Origin of the sequence: Pseudomonas sp. 5P_3.1_Bac2, assembly GCF_025465995.1 — a bacterium.
Classification (GTDB): Bacteria; Pseudomonadota; Gammaproteobacteria; order Pseudomonadales; family Pseudomonadaceae; genus Aquipseudomonas.
On record NZ_JANLNY010000006.1, the window covers coordinates 1,180,944 to 1,197,503 of the forward strand.

A 16,560-nucleotide genomic window follows, 5' to 3' on the forward strand; every position below is an offset into this window, starting at 1 on the left:
GACAGCACGCAGATTGACCGATCAGTCAGATCAAGACTACTGTTGAAAAGCTCCTTGGTTAGTTACAACCGCTAACAAGTTAGTATCAAACTAAAAGGAATTAGCACAATGACCACATTTAATAAATACAACAAAGCACTTAAAACAATTATCGCTTTTAGCCTTATAAGCCTTAGTCAAATAAGCAGTGCCGAGCCATTCGGTGAAACTCCCGGCACTTACACTAACTATCGATTCGCCAGTAATAACGGACAGAACATAAATCCCATCCAAGGCTTTACTGCCGTTAACTTCGCCATCACCGTGGATAAAGACCCTGGCTATTCATCCAATGTCTACTGGTCCAATCAGTTCAATTTAGTCGGCACCAGCTCAGGGGCCTATGCCGGTATGCAGAGTAATGGCGGCAAAGCACGGACCTTTTTGTTTTCCGCCTGGGATACCACTGAATCAAAACCCGGCAGCCCTGAAAGTTACTGCCTGACGTTCTCTGGTGAAGGTGAAGGGCGCAGTTGCCGTCTGCATTTAGATTGGCAAGAAGGCCACACCTACCAGTTCATCTTGGCTTACAGCCAAGATAATTGGCTCACCGCGACCGTGACTGACCTAACCACCAAGCAAGCATTTGTGCTGGGCAGTATTAAAACCGCAGCCAAGCGTATCTCCGCCAGTGGCATGGTCAACTGGGCCGAATACTTCGAATGGAACAACCCTGCCACCACTTGCCGCAGCCAGCCCTATAGCAAGGCCAGCATGGCTTTGCCGGTGGGTTTCCAGGGCAACCAGCAGCTCAGCGCACAAATCAGCAGCGTGAGTACTTCCAGCACCTGCAGCGATATATCCAAGGTCAGCCAGGTGACAACAGGCAGCATCCAAGAGAACGGCATCGGTCAATCCGTGCGTGGTCCGCTGACTAATGCGGGGCTGTGTCTGGACGTGAAGTCCGGCTTAGGTGCAGGCAATCCGGCCATCAGCTACCGCTGCACCAATGGCGAAAACCAAGGCTGGGTGCGCAGCACGAAGGACAACAACCTAGTTACCGCGCGCAACCTGTGCTTGGACGGTGCCAGCGGGGTCAAGGTGATTCAGTGTGGCGACGGGCAAAATACATTCACCCAATGGTCCCTAGCCGATGGCTTGCTGAAGAACTTGGGCAACAACAAATGCGTGACGGCAGTAGGCGACGGCTATGAAGTGACCTTGGAAAGCTGCGTTGGCTCCGCCAATCAAAAATGGTCAGCAGCGCCCCTATAAGTCATACCACCGGGCAACCAAGTCTTGGCTGCCCGGCTTATATAAACAAAAAGTAAATAACTACTCGCTCAATAATTATTCACGTGAAGATTTACAGCCAATAGCCAGCCTCCCAGCAAAAGACTGGCACCGCTCAAACACATACAGTTACATAAACCCCTACCACTTAGTTTAAACCCTCGCCATCTGAGTCAGCCTCAGGCTTGACCCTAAACCCGCTACAAGGTGTAGCGTGGCGCACCATTAATTAATTTAAACACCCCTAACTAATATCGGGGCAAGTTAATGATTGCCGGACAAAATCTTAAAGGTTAATTCTGTATGCGTATTCTTATTGTCGAGGATGAAGTTAAAACCGCCGACTACTTGCAACAGGGGCTAGGCGAAAGCGGCTATATCGTCGATATCACCTACAACGGCGTCGATGGCCTGCACCTGGCCAGCCAAGGCAACTACGAACTGATTATTCTCGATGTCGACCTGCCGCTGATCGACGGCTGGGGGGTGCTCGCCAGCATTCGCCGGCAAGCTCAGACTCCGGTGATCATGCTGACTGCCCGTGGCCGTTTGGCCGATAAGCTGCGTGGTTTTGACAGCGGTGCTGATGATTATCTGGTTAAGCCCTTTGAGTTTCCGGAGCTGCTGGCGCGGGTGCGTTCGCTGATCCGCCGTGGCGAGCAAGTCAGCACGCCGGATGTGCTGAAAATTGCCGACCTGGAATTGGACCCAGCCCGTCACCGCGCCTATCGCAGCGGCCAGCGCATAGACCTGACCAGCAAGGAGTTCGCCCTGCTCCATCTGCTGTTGCGGCGCAGCCCGGAGGTGTTGTCGCGCACGCAAATCATCTCGTTGGTGTGGGATATGAATTTCGATTGCGACACCAACGTGGTCGAAGTGTCGATCCGGCGCCTGCGGGCCAAGATCGACGACCCCTTCCCCACTAAGCTGATCCACACCCTGCGCGGCGTCGGTTATGTGCTGGAGCTACGCGAATGAGCGCCCTGCGTTTATCCACCCGCATCGGCCTCAGCGTAGCGCTGCTAAGCACCGGCCTGCTGCTGTTACTGAGTCTGCTGGCCTATGCCGTGCTGCATCAGGAGTTGGATGCGGCGGCGCGTAAAAGCTTGGGGGAGAAACTCGGCCAGGTCCGCCACAGCTTGCTCGAACAACAGGTCAAACCTTGGCGCCCGCGCCAAGGCCACCAACTGCAAGACCTGATTCGCGGGCATGACAGCTTATCGCTCAACATCACCTTGCCCGGTACGCCCCAGCAGACGTTGCTGCGCGCAGGGCCTCTGGCCGGTGAAGTAGCGGCGGCCAGTGCGGCGTTAGGCGCCAGTGTCACTTATCAAGCCTGGCAGAACGCTGCTCAGCAGCCGGTGTTGACCGCCAGCCAACGCATCCTCAGCAAAGATGGCCACGCCATCGACATCCAACTGACGCTTAATCGCAGCAGCGATCACCATCTGCTCAATGGCCTGTTTAAATCCACCCTGCTGATTCTGCCCTTGGTGCTGTTGGTGATTGCCGCCGGCTCCTGGTGGGTGGCGCACCGTGGCCTGGCGCCGCTGCGGCGCTTTCGCCGAGTGGCGGCGCAAGTCAGCACCGACAACCTCAGCCACCGGCTGGAACAAGACAACCTGCCGCAAGAGCTGGCGGAGCTGGCCAGCAGCATCAATTTTATGCTGCAGCGCCTGGACGATGGCGTGCAGCAGCTCAGTCAGTTTTCCGATGATTTGGCCCACGAGCTGCGCTCGCCAATCTCCAACCTGATCGGCAAGGCGCAAGTGACCTTAGCGCGCCCGCGCAGCAGTGAGGAATACAAAAACGTGCTGGAAAGCTGCACCGAAGAACTCAGCCGCACCATGGGCATCGTCGCTGACATGCTGTTTTTGGCCAATGTCAGCCACCCGGCAGCGCTGATTCCCTTTCGTCCTCTGGATCTGGCGCGAGAAACGGAGCGTGTACTTGAACTGTTTAGCCTGAGCGCTGAAGACCAACAGGTGCAGCTGAAACTCAGCGGCCAAGGCCAGATTCTGGGTGATCGTTTAATGCTGCAGCGGGCGATCTCCAACTTGCTGTCCAATGCGATCCGCCACAGCCCTGCCGGTAGCCTGGTGCAGTTGCAGATCAGCCAGAGCGCCGCGCACCTGAGCCTAAGCGTGAGCAACCCCGGGCCGGGGATTGCCGGCGAACATTTGCCCAAGGTGTTTGAGCGTTTCTACCGGGTGGATCGCGCCCGTGCTCGCGCCGATGGTGGCACCGGCCTCGGCCTGGCAATTGTGCGCTCGATTATGACGGCCCATGGCGGTCAGGTTAGCGTCAGCAGCGAACCTGGTCTTAACACCTGTTTCACCCTGCATTTCCCGGTGGCGCAAAGCCCTGAAGCAGTCCCCGTCGGCAGCGCTAAGGCGTAACCGCAAGGCATAAAAAAAGCGCCCTGTCAGGCGCTTATAAAAACCTTTCTGGCAAAGGAGCTGGATGCCAAAAAGGCTCACGCTCGCTTACTGCCCCGCTGCCTCGGTTTGCCCAGCCGCAGTCTGCGGCTGGCTTGGGCCATGGATGCGCTGTTGCTCAGCGCGGAACTTGGCCACGGCTTGCTGCGAGCGCTGCGCACCGTCCTCAGCCAGAGCGCTCAGACTGCTGCTGGCTAACAGAGTGGCAAGGATCAATCGGGTAACGACTTGCATGGCATCAACCTCGTAGGTAACGGCTATCTAAAGCGACCGTTACAGGCTACGCAGCAGCGCCTAACAGCAGCATGAGGGCTAAATTACATTCCTGATAACTACTTGATGCAGCCCTTAACGCCGGACTTAGTGGCGGTGACGCGCCCAGCCCCCCTGCGTGTAACCCCGTCTACAGCCGGTTTGCCGAGCCTTACGGCATACAGCAAGTAGCAACCATCAGGCAGAAAAAAGCCCCGGCCACTGCTTACGCACTAGACGGGGCGGCTAACGGCTTGCAGCTATTGGCGCAGCAGACGCAAACCGTTAAATACCACCAGCAAGCTCACCCCCATGTCGGCAAAGACCGCCATCCACATGCTGGTATCACCGATCATGGTCAGGAGCAAAAACAGCGCTTTGATCCCCAGCGCCAATACGATGTTTTGCTTGAGCACACGGGCGGTTTGCCGCGACAGGCGAATAAACACCGGGATCTTGCGCAGATCGTCATCCATCAGCGCCACGTCGGCGGTTTCAATGGCCGTGTCAGTGCCCGCCGCGCCCATGGCAAAGCCAATCTGCGCCTTAGCCAAAGCCGGCGCGTCATTGATGCCATCGCCGACCATCGCCACCACCTGGCCCTGCTCTTGTTGGGCGCTGACCCACGCCAGCTTGTCAGCCGGGAGTAAATCGCCACGGGCCTCATCCACCCCCACCTGGCTGGCAATTGCGGCGGCGGTATGACGGTTGTCACCGGTCAGCATGGTGCTGCGCACCCCTAACTGCTGCAACTCGGCGATGGCCTCGCGGCTGCTCTGGCGCACCGTGTCAGCCACGGCAAAGAGCATCAACGGCCGGCTGCTGTCGCACAGCACCACCACACTTTTGCCCTGCTGCTCCAGCGCTTGCAGCTGGCTTTCCAAGTCCGGGGAGCAGATCCCCAACTCTTCGACCAGGCGGTGGTTGCCCAAATACAGCTGAGTGCCATTGATCGAGCCTTGGGTGCCACGACCGAGCAGCGCGCTGAAATCATCTACCGCCAGCAGCTTTTGCCCTGCTTGCTCGGCGTGCACGGCCAAGGCTTTGGACACCGGGTGATCCGAGCGCGCGGCCAAACTTGCCGCCCACAGCGCATGCTCAGGTTGTGCTTCAGCCAGCAGACTGAGGCTGTCGGTTTGCACCGGTTTGCCATGGGTAATGGTGCCGGTTTTATCCAGCGCCAAGGCCGTTATATGGCGGCCGTTTTCCAGATACACCCCGCCCTTGATCAAAATCCCTTTACGCGCGGCGGCTGCCAAGCCGCTGACGATGGTGACCGGCGTGGAGATCACCAAGGCACACGGACAGGCCACCACCAACAACACCAGCGCGCGATAGACCCAATCAAACCAAGCGCCGCCGAGCAACAACGGGGGCAACAGCGCCACCAGCAAGGCCAGGACAAACACCACGGGGGTATAGATCCGCGCAAACTGGTCGACAAAGCGCTGGGTCGGCGCCCGTGAGCCCTGGGCCTCCTCCACGGCATGAATGATCCGCGCCAAGGTGCTGTCGCCGGCCAGGGCTTTAACCTGATACTCCATGGCCCCGGCTTGGTTGATGGTGCCCGCGAACAAAGCATCGCCCGGGGCTTTCTCCACCGGCAGGCTCTCGCCAGTGATCGGCGCCTGATCGACTGTGGAGTGACCGCTGCGCACCTCACCATCCAGAGCAATGCGCTCGCCGGGACGTACGCGCAGCACATCACCCACGGCCACCGCCTGCACATCGACCTCCTGCCAACTGCCATCGGCTTGCTGGCGGGTGGCGCGTTGCGGGGCCATGTCGAGCAGGCCCCGAATCGCATTACGGGCACGATCCAACGAGCGCGCCTCGATCAACTCGGCAATGGTGAACAACACCATGACCATCGCCGCCTCAGGCCACTGGCCAATCAGCAACGCCCCCGTAACCGCAATGCTCATCAGCGCATTGATATTGAGGTTGAGGTTTTTCAGGGCAATCCAGCCCTTTTTGTAAGTGTTGAAACCGCACAGCGCAACCGCCAGCACGGCAAAGGCCGCACTGAGCCACTGCGGGCCTAGTTGGGTGAACTCGACCACCTCCGAGCCAACCGCCGCCACTGCCGCCAACAGCAGTGGCCACCACGCTTTGCGCTCGGGCTCGGGCGGTGTGCTGCGGGCTGCGGCGCGGCTGTCGGTGACCAGTTCGGCGTGCATGCCTAAGGCGCTGATGGCCTGTTCAATCGGCGCTGTGCTAGCCAGGCTGTGGCTGACCAACAGCTCGCGGTTGATCAGGTTAAATTCCAGCTTCTGCACCCCGGGCATACCCTGCAACTTGCTCTCGAGCAGGTTTTGCTCGGTCGGGCAGTCCATCGCTTCGATGCGCAGACGGCTCTGTTGCAGCGTGCCCTGCCTGGCTTGTGCTTGAGCCGCAGCCATGGCTTGCGCCTGCGCCGCGGCATCCGTCACCCGCTCATGGCTGTGGCCAGGCTCGTGATCGTGATCGTGATCGTGATCAGCATGTGCAGTTGGGTGGTTGTGCTCAGTCATGTTCAGGTTCCTCATGATCCCTGTTGCCCACTACACACCCTGAAGTCACTATAGGGTCAAGCACTATAAGGAGATCGGCAATGAAGATTGGTGAGCTAGCGCGCAAAGTGGGTTGTCCGGTGGAAACCATCCGTTATTACGAGCGCGAAGGGCTGATCAGCGCCCCTGGCCGCACTGAGGGCAACTATCGCAGTTATGGCCCGGAGCATATCGAGCCGTTGGTGTTTATCCGTAACTGCCGCAGCCTCGACATGACCCTCGAGGAAATCAAACGCTTACTGGCCCTGCGCGCCCTGCCGCAACAAAGTTGTGCCGGCATCAACAGCCTAGTCGACGAGCATATCGAGCATGTGCAGGCGCGCATCGACAGCTTGCGCGCCCTGCATCAACAACTCAGCGAACTCCGTGAGCGCTGCGCCAACCCACAAGGCGCTGAAGATTGCGGCATTCTCCAGCAGCTCAATGTGAATGGCGGCATCAGCCTGCCGGAAGAAGGCCAGGACAGCCATGTGGGCAAAAGCCACTCCCACTGATGGCTAACAGCGCCTAAGCGCGCATTGCAATTTTGTAATGCCCGCGCCACTGCTGAGTAATCCGCAGCCGCCTAGCCTAGACCGCGAATCCACTCATCGATAGGTCATGCCATGCGAGCTTTGCGACTATTACCCAGCGCGCTGCTGTTTGTGATTGCCGCCGTCAGCGCCAGCCCGAGTACCAGTGCCACCCTGCAGGACTTTCCCAGCGCACAGGCCGCGCAAATTGAAAAGGAAGCCCAAGCTGCCGCGCAGCGCTACGCCGATAAAGTCGGCAAAGCCACGCCGCAGACTGAGGACTATCGCTACGGCATGCCGCTGAATATTGCCAAGGTGGTGTTTATCACGCCCAAACCGCAGTTCTGCGGCGTGGTGCCAAAGATCATGGTCTTTGAAGACACCAGCGACACCCTGCGCAGTGTGCGCTATCGCAGTCAGGGGCTGTGCCGCAACCAACGTTAAGGGCCGCGTGGCTATGTGTGCCGTGCGCGCTGGCTAACCCGCGCAAGTTCAACCCAGGGGTGAATGCCTTGCTAGGTCTAGCAATGATGCCCTGGCTCTGCCGCGATTGGCGGTGCCAACGGCTTGAGCGCCCCCATCAGCGGCTGTGCTTGAAGGCTTAGGCGCGCACTAATAGCCCTTCGCGTCCTCTGGGAGCAAATAGTCTTGGCTGCGGATACGGGCATTGCGCTGATCACGCTGCAAGCGCCTGCCGGCGATCCAGCGCACCCACCAGGGCAAACGCTTGACTGGGCGTCCAGTAGCGGCGGCCAACACATAGGCTTGGGCGCATTTCTCAAATAGCTCGGCGTTAAACAGCAGGCGTTGCCCGGTCATGCCCAGCACCAGCAGTTGCGAGCCGACGAGCAAGACATTGGTGCCGCTTTGCAGTTGTTGACGCAGCGCCAGCGGCCCTTCACGCACCTCGATTAAGGCCCCCAGATGGCGTGCCTGCTCATCGAACAGCACCGGCAAATCACCGCACAACTCCAACAGATATCTGGTGTAATCACCGGTGCCACAAGCAATGGCGCACACATCCCGCCGCGCCTGATAGATCTGCCCGTGCAGGCACTCCTCAGGGCCCTGGGCTGGACGTTGGCCGAGATCCACCAACCAAGGCGAGGCGGAATACTGGTAACCAAACCAGAACTTCTGCGTACCGGGGATGGCCATCGACAAACAGGCGCAGCCATCGGTGCTGAGCTGTTTATCGCTCAGACGCTTACGTACGCTAAACCACATCTGCCGTTGCAGCTGCTCGACGCTGATATTGGCCTGTATGGTCATTGGCCAGCCTCATGCAGGCGACTCAGCAGCTGCTGATAGATTTGCGCGTTACGCGGCCGACGCTGGGCTTGGCGCTCGATTAACGCGGCCAGATGCAGTTGGGTCAAACGCTCAAGGTCATCCAAGGCTTGTAGCGCCTGCTGGCTGTCTTGACCGACACAAAGCACGCCGTGGTTGCGCAATAAGTAACCATTAATCCCTGGCCGCACTTGGCGTGCCAGCTTGCAAGTGAGCAACAACGTACCGGATGGCCCATAGCCCACCATGGGCACTTTACGGCCTAAGCTGCCTTGCAACTGCGGCGGCACCGCTAACGACACGCCGAGCAATGCGCAAGCACTGGCAATCGGCTGATGGGTGTGGATGCTGCATCGCACATCGCTGCGCTTACGCAGCACGCTGGCGTGCAGTGCGCTCTCGACGCTGGGCGCGCGCTTGCCACAGATTTTTTCTAGGTTTTTAAGACGCAGTACCGCGATATCGGCGGCGCCCATGCTGAGGTAGTCCGTGGCAGAAGGCGTTACCAATACATGCACGTCGTCCAAGCGCTGCATGATGTTGCCACCGGTGCCGGCGAAATAACCCTTACTGGATAAGTGATGGCAAAGCTCGACCATCTGCTGTCGTTGCTGGGCAAAAATCATCTGCTGGCCTCGTCCACGGCTGCGTCAGGCACGCTGTAATGCGTGCGCCAAAGTTGGCAATAGCGCTCCACTTCTAGCTGCCAGTGTGCGTCGCTCCAGCCAAGGATTTCTTGTACTAAGGTCCTAATATTCGCCAGCAAGCTTAGTCCACCCTGTTCAAGTAACAAGCCAATGCGCGTACGCCGCAGCAACAAGTCATCCAAGTGCTGAACATCTTCATGGGCCGCACACCAGGCCAGTTCGCACCACAGGGTTTGCGTGCCCGCAATCTGCTGCAGGCTCGCGCTACTGGCCTGAGCTAACATCGGCGCCACAGCCGCACCATAACGGCCCAGTAACTGTTGGCCCTGCTGCACATCCAACTGCGCAGGCAAAACCACGGCCGGTGGCGCGGTCGCCAACAGCGGCTGTCCAGGGTCAAAACTGACACCCGGGAACTTGTGCTGGGCCAAACGCAGGGCAGCGATAGCAATGTGCTGGAAAGTGGTCAGCTTGCCGCCGCCGATGCTGATCAACTCATCCTCATGCCACAGCACATGCTCGCGGGACTCCTTCGACGGGTCAGCCTGACCGCTGTCCACCACCGGGCGCACGCCGGCAAAGCTGCTCAACACATCGGTCCGAGTGATATTCAGCGCCGGAAAGTGATGACGGATATTCTCCAGCAGATAATCCACTTCCTCAGGGCTGATGGCCGCTTCGCCTTGCAAATCAGCGCGGTGATCAATATCGGTGTTGCCCAGCATGACCCGCCCCTGAAACAGGGTGATAAAGCCAGGGCGCCGATCCCGTGGATGTTCCAGCACCAAGGTGCTGTGGATCGGCAAACGCTCGGCGCTAAATAACAAATGGCTGCCCCGCAGCGGCCGCAAGTGCTCATGGGGGTTATGCCGCACCTGCTGGCGCAAGCGATCAGCCCACGCGCCGGTGGCCGCAATCACTTGCCGTGCGTGGATCTCATGCAGCTCAGCGCTGCCCTGGCGCTGCACCTTCACGCCGCACACGGCGCCGCTGTGCGGCTGCTTCAGCAGTTGCGTGACCTCGGCATAGTTCAGCGCTTGCGCGCCGCACTGGCGGGCCTCCTGCAACACGCGCAAGGTCAGGCGCGCATCATCGGTCTGGCCTTCGTAAAAACACACTGCGCCCTTAAGGCCAACAGCCTGCAAATAGGGAAAGTCGAGCGCCATTTGCTTGAGATCTGCCGCATGCCGGCGGCGTGTGCCGGCCATCCACTCATACAGCCGCAGGCCCGCATGAATCAGTGCGCTGGCTTGCCACTTGCCCTTAAACAAGGGCCACTGCATCGCTTTGAGCTGGATTAAGCCAGGCAACTCCCGACAGAGCTTTTCCCGCTCCTGCACCGAGTGCCAGGTAACCTTGAACTGACCTTGCTTGATATAGCGCAGGCCGCCATGCACCCATTTGCCCGAGCGACTGGACGCGCCCCAGGCAAAGTCGCGCTGCTCCAGCAATAAGCACTTAAGCCCTACCCGCGCGGCCTCGCGCAGCACCGCCGCGCCGGTGATGCCGCCGCCAATGACGATCAGATCCCACTGCTGCCCGGCACATTCAGCCAGGCTTAGACGAGGACTGGCGTTCATCACCCAGCCACCTCTGGCAACCGGGCAATGCCGTCACGAATTTGCTGCTGCAAGCGCGCCACCTCAGTGGGCGCCTGCCACAGGGCCAAGCGGTAGATCAGCATGGGCAGATACCAACGCTGGATATGCGCGGCGAGTTGCTCCTGGCTCATGCCCATCAGGCGCAGGTAGTGCTTGCGGTAACTGCGGTAGATAAAACTGCGCAGGCTGCCGTAAAGCAGCTCCTGGGCCTTATTAATGCCAGGAAACAGCTCAGCTTCATTGAACAAAAAATAACTCATGGCGATATCCGCACCGATATCTCCGGTGGCCGCCGTAGCCCAGTCGATCACCGTCGCCCCGTGGCGGTCGAGCAGAATATTGTCGGTATGAAAATCCAGGTGCAGCAGGCGGTTATCCTCCGGCAAGCGCTGCACATAAGCGGCCATCTTGGCCTGCTCGGCGCCGGTTAAAAACGCCAAGGCGCTGCCGGCCAAATGCTGGTTAAGCAGGCTTTTAATGCTTTGCAGTTGCTCACTGCGGGCCTGATGCACTTGCCAATGCTGCTGTGCGAGCAGTTGGCCCATGCGCAGAATAGTCAGCGGATTACGCTCACCGCTGGCGGTCAAGGTCGTGCCCTCGATGCGGCTGAGGATGATCCCGTAGCGCCCGTCGAGTTCTACCTCGCCCTGGCACTCAATACGCGTCGCGCCCTGGGCATGGGCTTGTTCGGCATTGATCCGCTCCCAGCGCGCGCTGCTGGGGGCTATATGTTCATAGAACAGCTTAAGCACCTGCCCTGCGGCCCAAGGGTAGATTTGCGCGGAACGTGCACTGACTAAGGGTGGGCCCAGCGGCGCAAGGCTGACCGGTGATTCGCTCATTATTATTCCTTTACTGGCGACTTCACTTGCGCGGCTATCATGGCAGCGCGGCAAACCTTAGTATTGTCATTTGATGACAATCACTGGCCGCCCCTATGTCGACCCATCAACTCTCACAGATGATTCAAGCCCGCGCGCTCATGGGCTTTGCCGAGCTGCTCACCAGTCAAGGCTTGAGTCTTGAGCAGCTGCTGAGTGAATGCGAGATCAGTTTGGCCGCCATAGAAAACCCGGATCTGCCTATCCCTCTGGATCATCTGGCCAAGCTGTATGAGCGCTGCGCGCAGGTGCTCAACTGGGCGGATTTAGGCCTGCGCATCGTGCAGTTTCAGGACATATCGATGTACGGCCCGCTGGCGCAGATCATGCTCAACGCCAGCAGCGTGGGCGCCGCGCTGGAGGGGCTGACCAAGCACTTTGCCTACCACACCCCCGGCGCCGCCATCAGCATTGTGCCGGCCAGTGACCCACGCTATATCGAGGTGCAATACGTCTTGCTACTGAGCCCCGGCATTGCTCACCGGCAGATTACCGAGCAGTCCTTCGGCATGGCCTGCAAGCTGTGGCGCATGTTGGTGGCGCTCGATAGCACGCCGCCGCAAGTACGTATGCGCCATGCGCAGGCCTTGCCTCTGGCGCAGTATCAGGCGCACTTCGCCTGTCCAGTGCAGTTTGAGCAGAGTGTCGACGCCATCTGGTTGCCGCTGGAGCAGTTCGATCAGCCCATCGACCAAGCCGACCCGCAGTTGCGCCAAGCCAGCGAGGCTTACATCGCCGGGATTATCCGGCGCTTCCCGCTGGATTTAGGCAAACAGGTCGAAACCCTGATCATTCAGCAACTGGCGCTCGGCGGTGCCAGCATTGCCGCCATCGCCAAGCAGTTAGGCCTGCAACAACGCACCTTGCAGCGACGCTTAGCACAGCAGGGGATTGTCTTCGCTGACCTGCTCGACAGCCTGCGCCGCAGCCAGGCGCGGCTGTATCTAGCCAATGCCGGTTTACCGCTGGCGGCGGTCAGCGCCCTGCTCGGTTACAACGAACAAAGCTCGTTTATCCGCGCCTGCAAACGCTGGTTTGGCCAGACGCCGCAGCAGTTGCGCAGCGCTGAGGTAAGCCATGCAAACTAAGCGCGCCGCGGCTCGGCACTGCGCTCCTGTCGTCAGCTGCGCTTGCCCGGCTTGGGCGCAATCAGCACAATACTGTATATGAATACAGCCACCACTCCAGCGCGCAGCGATCCGCTGCCTGAGTTTTATTACCTAGCGAACTTCCGTACGGCTTTGGCCTGGCTTAGCCAACGCTATGCCGATTTGCTGAGTATCGAAGAACAGGCCTTTATCGATCATTTCGCCCTGCTTGCCCAGCCCAGCCAGGCCCTGCTGGTGCGGATGATCATGCGCCGCGGCAGTCATTTTCGCTTAAGCAAACTCAGCTACGCGGAAATTGGCGATTGCCTGCAAGCAGCCCAGCCGTTACTGGCCCACAACTGGCTCAGTACTGAGGCCCTGCTGACGGCTGAAGAGCTGGCCGAGCTGCTGCGCAAGGATGAGATGCTCAGCCACCTCACGCTGCCCGATCAACGCAAAAGCCAAAGCAAAGCGGCGCTGAGCGAGCAACTTGTAGCCCTTGCCCAGCAGCCGCAGAGTTTTAGGCAGTGGTGTCCCGCGCTGGATGATCAGTTGCTGAGCCTGCAAATCAGCGAGCTGTGCGACCGCCTGCGGCTGATGTTCTTTGGCAACCTGGGCCAGGACTGGAGCGAGTTTGTCCTCGCCGACTTGGGTATTTACCGTTACGAGGCCGTGGACATCAGCCCGCAGTCGCGGGGGTTTCAGTCGCGCCAAGATATCGAGGATTACCTGCTGCTGCGCGATCTGCGCCAACAGGCCGAGCAAGGCGCGGAACTGACAGCCATCGTGGCGCCGCTGTTGGCTTTTAGTTCCAACAATCCCTACCTGGCTCAGCGCCAGTCGCGCCTGCTGTTTCAACTGGGCCAGCAGCTGGAGAAAGCCGGCGAGCTGGAGCAGGCCCTGGCCCTCTATCAACGCAGCCAACATGGTCAGGCACGCTGGCGCCAAGTGCGCGTGCTGGAGCTATTAGGCCGCGATAACCAAGCCTTAGAACAAGCAGAGGCGTTTGCCCAGAAGCCTGGCAGCGATGAAGAAAGTCAGCGCCTGGCCCGAGCCCTAACCCGTCTGCGCCGCCGCTTAGGATTAAGCCAGAGCAAGCCGGCCAAGGCCTTTGCCGAAGTGCGCATGGATTTAGTCCTCGATCAGCCCGAGCACGGCAGTGTCGAGTGGGCGGTGCTTGAGCACTTGCACAGCGAATCAGCGCCGGTGTTTTACCTAGAAAACACCCTGCTCTGTAGCCTGTTTGGCCTGCTCTGTTGGGAGGCGATTTTTGCCCCATTGCCGGGGGCCTTCTTTCATCCGTTTCATAGCGCCCCGGTCGACCTGTACAGTGACGACTTTGTGCCACGCCGCCAGCAGTTGTTTAGCGACTGTCTAGCCCGCCTCGACCAGCCGGATTACCCATACCTGATGCTTGCCCGCTACCAGGAAAAATACGCCACCCAGTCACCCTTTGTGTTCTGGCAGATGCTCGATGAACCGCTGCTCAAGCTGGCCTTAGCGTGCATCCCGGCGGCCCATCTGCGTGTTTGTTTTAGCCGTTTGCTGCGCGACCTCAAGGCCAACCGCGCCGGTATGCCGGACTTGATCCAGTTTTACCCCGAGCGCAACAGCTACCGCATGATTGAAGTCAAAGGCCCCGGCGACCGCCTGCAAGACAACCAAAAACGCTGGCTCAACTTCGCTGCCGAACAGGGCATTGCGGTTGAGGTGTGTTACGTGAGCTGGCGTGCATGAGCTATCGCGTCGCCGTGCGGGCGCTGTGTGAATTCACCGCCAAACAGGGCGACCTGGACCTGCGCTTTACCCCCTCGCCTACGGCCCAGGAAGGCATGGCCGGCCATCAAACCGTGGTCAGCCGTCGTGGCCCCGACTATCAAGCAGAAGTACTGCTGGCCGGCCTCTACCCCGGCCTGCTGGTCAGTGGCCGCGCCGATGGTTACGACCCAGAAGCCAAGCGCCTGGAAGAAATCAAAACCCATCGTGGCGATATCAGCCGCATTCCGGCTAATCACCGCCTGCTGCACTGGGCTCAGGCCAAGGTCTATGGCTGGCTGCTGTGTGCCGAGCGCGGTTTAAGTGAAATCGAGCTGGCGGTGGTGTATTTCGATGTCATGAGCCACGCCGAACATGCCTTCAGCGAGCATTACAGCGCCGCCAGCCTTGAGCAGTTCTTTAATCAGCAGTGCCAGATTTTCTTGCGCTGGGCCGAGCACGAACAGGCTCACCGCGTGCGCCGTGATGCCTATCTGGAGCAGTTGCAGTTCCCTTACCCAAGCTTTCGTCACGGCCAACGCCAGCTCGCCGAAGCGGTGTTTCGCAGCGCCCGCGACGGCACCAGTCTGCTGGCCCAAGCCACCACCGGCATTGGCAAGACCCTCGGCACCTTATTTCCGCAGCTTAAAGCCATGCCCGGGCAAGAGCTGGATCGCCTGTTTTTCCTCACCGCGAAAACCCCAGGCCGGCGCCTAGCGCTGGATGCCTTGCACAGCCTGCGCCGCGGCGAGTCCAACGTACCGCTGCGGGTGCTGGAGCATGTGGCGCGGGACAAAGCCTGCGAATACCCGGACAACAGTTGCCACGGCCAATCCTGTCCGCTAGCCAAAGGCTTTTATGATCGCCTCCCCGAGGCCCGCGCTGCCGCCCTTGAGCACGCCTGGCTAAGCCACGAACAGGTCAAACGCATTGCCCTGGCACACAAGGTTTGCCCCTATTACTTAAGCCAAGAGCTGTGCCGCTGGGCCGATGTGGTGGTGGGTGACTACAACTATTACTTCGATCTGGGCGCCCTGCTCTATAGCCTGACCCTGCTCAACGAATGGCGTATCGCCGTGCTGGTGGACGAGGCCCATAACCTGGTTGATCGCGCCCGAAGCATGTACAGCGCCGAGCTGGATCAAACGGTGCTGCACAACCTCTGCGGCACCGCCCCCAAGTCGGTGCGCAGCGCCCTGCAAAGAGTTGGCCGGCACTGGGAGCAGCTCAACCGCCTGCAAGAGCGCGACTATCAGATCTACCCGCAAATCCCTGAGCTGCTGGTGGCGGCCCTGCAAAAAGCCGTCACCGCCATCACCGATCATTTAAGTGAACAACCCGATGGCAATCCACGCAACCTGTTGCAGTTTTATCTGGATGCCATGCTGTTTTGCCGCCTGAGCGAGTCCTATGGCCCCCATTCGTTATTCGATGCTACGCGCCAGACTGAGCAAGGCCTGAGTAACGACAGCAACCTGTGCCTGCGCAATGTGTTGCCCGCGCCGTTTCTGGCTGATCGCTTTAGCAGCGCCCACAGCACCACGCTGTTCTCCGCTACTTTGCGCCCGGCCGAGTACTACCGCGACTTGCTCGGGCTGCCAGCGCAAACCCAGTGGCTCGACGTGGCCTCGCCGTTTAGCGCGCAGCAGCTAAGCGTGCGCATCGTGCGTAACCTCTCCACCCGCTATCAGCACCGCGACAGCAGCCTCGCGCCGATCTGCCAGCTCATGGCCCAGCAGTACCAGCGCCAGCCGGGTAACTATCTGGCCTTCTTCAGCAGCTATGCCTATCTGGAACAGGTACGCACAGCTTTCACCCAGCGCTATCCGCAGATCCCCAGCAGTGCGCAAACCCGGCACATGCACGAAGGCGAACGCCAGGCCTTTCTCGATGGCTTTACCCTGCACTCCGAAGGCATTGGTTTTGCCGTACTCGGCGGCGCCTTTGGCGAAGGTATCGACCTGCCGGGCAAGCGCCTGATTGGCGCCTTTATCGCTACTTTGGGCCTGCCACAAATCAATGAAGTGAATGAAGAAATCAAAGACCGGGTGGAACAGATGTTCCCCGAGGCCAACGGCTATGACTACGCCTACCTCTACCCAGGTTTACAAAAGGTGGTGCAAGCCGCCGGCCGGGTGATTCGCACCACCGATGATCAAGGCGTGGTGTATCTGCTCGATGATCGCTTCGCCCAAGCCAAAGTGCGCGAGCTGCTGCCCAGTTGGTGGCAGCTGGAGTTGCTGCGCCTTTGAGCACCCCGGAGAGGCAAGAG

The 16,560-nt window shown here is 59.5% G+C and carries 14 protein-coding genes; 8 read left to right on the forward strand and 6 right to left on the reverse strand.

The genetic code is table 11. The features are described 5' to 3' along the window. The first annotated feature begins 108 nt into the window (after positions 1 to 108). The 3 genes from NTD81_RS09575 to NTD81_RS09585 all read left to right on the forward strand — a co-directional run bounded on the left by NTD81_RS09575 (position 109) and on the right by NTD81_RS09585 (position 3,671). Complete coding sequence (locus tag NTD81_RS09575; RefSeq protein WP_262181930.1) at positions 109 to 1,254, forward strand: DUF3472 domain-containing protein; 1,146 nt, start codon at positions 109 to 111, stop codon at positions 1,252 to 1,254. A 321-nt stretch (positions 1,255 to 1,575) separates the two neighbouring features. After that, on the forward strand, positions 1,576 to 2,250 hold the full coding sequence (locus NTD81_RS09580; RefSeq protein WP_262181931.1) for a heavy metal response regulator transcription factor: 675 nt from the start codon (positions 1,576 to 1,578) through the stop codon (positions 2,248 to 2,250). Next, positions 2,247 to 3,671, forward strand: coding sequence for a heavy metal sensor histidine kinase (locus NTD81_RS09585; protein ID WP_262181932.1), 1,425 nt, complete (start codon positions 2,247 to 2,249; stop codon positions 3,669 to 3,671). The genes NTD81_RS09580 and NTD81_RS09585 overlap by 4 nt, the downstream gene beginning before the upstream one ends. Before the next feature lie 87 nt (positions 3,672 to 3,758). Here NTD81_RS09585 and NTD81_RS09590 read toward each other — a convergent pair whose 3' ends face one another. Beyond that, the gene (locus NTD81_RS09590; RefSeq protein ID WP_262181934.1) at positions 3,759 to 3,944 is read right to left on the reverse strand and encodes a hypothetical protein; all 186 of its coding nucleotides are present in this window, start codon (positions 3,942 to 3,944) and stop codon (positions 3,759 to 3,761) included. Positions 3,945 to 4,222: 278 nt separating this feature from the next. After that, positions 4,223 to 6,475: a heavy metal translocating P-type ATPase gene (locus NTD81_RS09595; RefSeq protein ID WP_262181936.1), complete on the reverse strand. Its 2,253-nt coding sequence runs from the start codon at positions 6,473 to 6,475 to the stop codon at positions 4,223 to 4,225. An 80-nt stretch (positions 6,476 to 6,555) separates the two neighbouring features. Here NTD81_RS09595 and cadR point away from each other — a divergent pair, with 80 nt between their 5' ends. Together cadR and NTD81_RS09605 are read left to right on the forward strand one after the other, a co-directional pair. Beyond that, positions 6,556 to 7,008, forward strand: coding sequence for a Cd(II)/Pb(II)-responsive transcriptional regulator (gene cadR, locus NTD81_RS09600; RefSeq protein ID WP_262181939.1), 453 nt, complete (start codon positions 6,556 to 6,558; stop codon positions 7,006 to 7,008). Between the two features lie 111 nt (positions 7,009 to 7,119). Continuing rightward, positions 7,120 to 7,470 (forward strand): DUF2790 domain-containing protein, encoded by a 351-nt coding sequence (locus NTD81_RS09605; RefSeq protein WP_262181940.1) that lies wholly within the window; start codon positions 7,120 to 7,122, stop codon positions 7,468 to 7,470. Positions 7,471 to 7,638: 168 nt separating this feature from the next. Here NTD81_RS09605 and NTD81_RS09610 read toward each other — a convergent pair whose 3' ends face one another. Genes NTD81_RS09610 through NTD81_RS09625 form a run of 4 tightly spaced genes read right to left on the reverse strand, consistent with a single transcriptional unit; the run spans position 7,639 to position 11,406 of the window. After that, on the reverse strand, positions 7,639 to 8,298 hold the full coding sequence (locus NTD81_RS09610) for a hypothetical protein (protein WP_262181942.1): 660 nt from the start codon (positions 8,296 to 8,298) through the stop codon (positions 7,639 to 7,641). Next, the gene (locus NTD81_RS09615) at positions 8,295 to 8,942 is read right to left on the reverse strand and encodes a class II aldolase/adducin family protein (protein ID WP_262181944.1); all 648 of its coding nucleotides are present in this window, start codon (positions 8,940 to 8,942) and stop codon (positions 8,295 to 8,297) included. Before NTD81_RS09615 ends, NTD81_RS09610 begins: the two co-directional genes overlap by 4 nt. Then, positions 8,939 to 10,543: a glycerol-3-phosphate dehydrogenase/oxidase gene (locus NTD81_RS09620; protein WP_262181946.1), complete on the reverse strand. Its 1,605-nt coding sequence runs from the start codon at positions 10,541 to 10,543 to the stop codon at positions 8,939 to 8,941. Before NTD81_RS09620 ends, NTD81_RS09615 begins: the two co-directional genes overlap by 4 nt. Continuing rightward, positions 10,543 to 11,406, reverse strand: coding sequence for an aminoglycoside phosphotransferase family protein (locus tag NTD81_RS09625; protein ID WP_262181947.1), 864 nt, complete (start codon positions 11,404 to 11,406; stop codon positions 10,543 to 10,545). The genes NTD81_RS09620 and NTD81_RS09625 overlap by 1 nt, the downstream gene beginning before the upstream one ends. 95 nt (positions 11,407 to 11,501) lie before the next feature. Between NTD81_RS09625 and NTD81_RS09630 the strand changes: the two genes are divergently transcribed. From NTD81_RS09630 to NTD81_RS09640, 3 genes are all read left to right on the forward strand, one after another. Further along, on the forward strand, positions 11,502 to 12,533 hold the full coding sequence (locus tag NTD81_RS09630) for an AraC family transcriptional regulator (RefSeq protein WP_262181948.1): 1,032 nt from the start codon (positions 11,502 to 11,504) through the stop codon (positions 12,531 to 12,533). 78 nt (positions 12,534 to 12,611) lie between these two features. Continuing rightward, positions 12,612 to 14,270 carry a VRR-NUC domain-containing protein gene (locus tag NTD81_RS09635; RefSeq protein WP_262181950.1) on the forward strand — a complete coding sequence of 553 codons (1,659 nt, stop codon included), beginning with the start codon at positions 12,612 to 12,614 and terminating at the stop codon, positions 14,268 to 14,270. Further along, positions 14,267 to 16,540, forward strand: a complete 2,274-nt coding sequence (locus tag NTD81_RS09640) for an ATP-dependent DNA helicase (protein ID WP_262181951.1) — start codon at positions 14,267 to 14,269, stop codon at positions 16,538 to 16,540. The genes NTD81_RS09635 and NTD81_RS09640 overlap by 4 nt, the downstream gene beginning before the upstream one ends. The last annotated feature ends 20 nt before the right edge of the window (positions 16,541 to 16,560 follow it).

Bases quoted from the DNA above. Each gene is read 5' to 3' on its own strand.
- NTD81_RS09575 (WP_262181930.1), top strand. From the start codon at position 109: ATGACCACATTTAATAAATACAACAAAGCACTTAAAACAATTATCGCT.
- NTD81_RS09580 (WP_262181931.1), top strand. From the start codon at position 1,576: ATGCGTATTCTTATTGTCGAGGATGAAGTTAAAACCGCCGACTACTTG.
- NTD81_RS09585 (WP_262181932.1), top strand. From the start codon at position 2,247: ATGAGCGCCCTGCGTTTATCCACCCGCATCGGCCTCAGCGTAGCGCTG.
- NTD81_RS09590 (WP_262181934.1), bottom strand. From the start codon at position 3,944: ATGCAAGTCGTTACCCGATTGATCCTTGCCACTCTGTTAGCCAGCAGC.
- NTD81_RS09595 (WP_262181936.1), bottom strand. From the start codon at position 6,475: ATGACTGAGCACAACCACCCAACTGCACATGCTGATCACGATCACGAT.
- cadR (WP_262181939.1), top strand. From the start codon at position 6,556: ATGAAGATTGGTGAGCTAGCGCGCAAAGTGGGTTGTCCGGTGGAAACC.
- NTD81_RS09605 (WP_262181940.1), top strand. From the start codon at position 7,120: ATGCGAGCTTTGCGACTATTACCCAGCGCGCTGCTGTTTGTGATTGCC.
- NTD81_RS09610 (WP_262181942.1), bottom strand. From the start codon at position 8,298: ATGACCATACAGGCCAATATCAGCGTCGAGCAGCTGCAACGGCAGATG.
- NTD81_RS09615 (WP_262181944.1), bottom strand. From the start codon at position 8,942: ATGATTTTTGCCCAGCAACGACAGCAGATGGTCGAGCTTTGCCATCAC.
- NTD81_RS09620 (WP_262181946.1), bottom strand. From the start codon at position 10,543: ATGAACGCCAGTCCTCGTCTAAGCCTGGCTGAATGTGCCGGGCAGCAG.
- NTD81_RS09625 (WP_262181947.1), bottom strand. From the start codon at position 11,406: ATGAGCGAATCACCGGTCAGCCTTGCGCCGCTGGGCCCACCCTTAGTC.
- NTD81_RS09630 (WP_262181948.1), top strand. From the start codon at position 11,502: ATGTCGACCCATCAACTCTCACAGATGATTCAAGCCCGCGCGCTCATG.
- NTD81_RS09635 (WP_262181950.1), top strand. From the start codon at position 12,612: ATGAATACAGCCACCACTCCAGCGCGCAGCGATCCGCTGCCTGAGTTT.
- NTD81_RS09640 (WP_262181951.1), top strand. From the start codon at position 14,267: ATGAGCTATCGCGTCGCCGTGCGGGCGCTGTGTGAATTCACCGCCAAA.